The organism is Paracoccus marcusii, from assembly GCF_006151785.1.
Taxonomy (GTDB): Bacteria; Pseudomonadota; Alphaproteobacteria; order Rhodobacterales; family Rhodobacteraceae; genus Paracoccus; species Paracoccus marcusii.
Genome location: NZ_VDDD01000274.1, coordinates 1 through 813, shown reverse-complemented (window position 1 = coordinate 813; position 813 = coordinate 1). Strand labels below are relative to the sequence as shown.

2 protein-coding genes are annotated in these 813 nt (G+C 74.8%); both read left to right on the top strand.

Annotated features, from left to right (window positions below):
* The coding region (locus tag FHD68_RS19285) for a TroA family protein (RefSeq protein ID WP_482811976.1) at positions 1 to 425 on the top strand (425 nt) is incomplete at its 5' end.
* A gap of 4 nt (positions 426 to 429) precedes the next feature.
* A partial coding sequence (locus tag FHD68_RS18745) for an iron chelate uptake ABC transporter family permease subunit (RefSeq protein ID WP_139086641.1) occupies positions 430 to 813 on the top strand: 384 nt, incomplete at its 3' end.

Here is an 813-nt window from a genome sequence, read left to right as displayed (position 1 = left end):
CGCGGGCGCGGGCCGACGCGCATCTGGACCGGCTGGCCGCGCGGGTCGCGCGCCATGCCGACCGGCCGCTGGCGCTGGTCGATATCGGCGATGCGCGCCACCTGCGCGCCTTCGGCTTTGACAGCCTCTTCGGCAGCACCCTGACCCGCATCGGCCTGCGCAACGCCTGGTCCGAGGCGACTGCCTTCAGCTTTCTGGCCCCGGTTCCCATCGAACGCCTGGCCGACATGCCCGACGCGCGGCTGGTCATCGCAGGCCCCATCCCGCCGCAGGCGCAAGGCGCGCTGTCCCGCAGCCGGCTGTGGCAGGCCCTGCCGCAGGTGGCGCAGGGCCGCGTGCACCACCTGCCGCGGATGAACGCCTTTGGCGGGGTGCCCGCCGCGCTGCGTTTTGGCGATCTGCTGGCCCGCGCGCTGGAGGCCTGAGGCGATGACGACCCGGACCCTTGCGCCCTGCGCGGCGCTGATCGCCCTTGCGCTGTGGCTGATGGCTGCGCGCACGCTGCCCCTGCCCGCCCTGCCCTGGGATCCGCAGGCGATGAGCCTGGATCAGATCCGCATGGCCTATGGCCTGATGCCGCGCGGCGTCATCGCGCTGCTGGCGGGGGCGATGCTGGGCCTGTCGGGCGCGATCCTGCAGGTGGTGCTGCGCAACCCGGTGGCCGATCCCACGACGCTTGGCATCAGCGCGGGCGCGCAGCTGGCACTGGTCCTGGCCACGATCCTGTCCCCGACCCTGCTGGAGGGCGGGCGCTGGCCCGTCGCCATGGCGGGCGCGGGCGCGGCGGCGGCGCTGGTGCTGGCCATCGGCGCG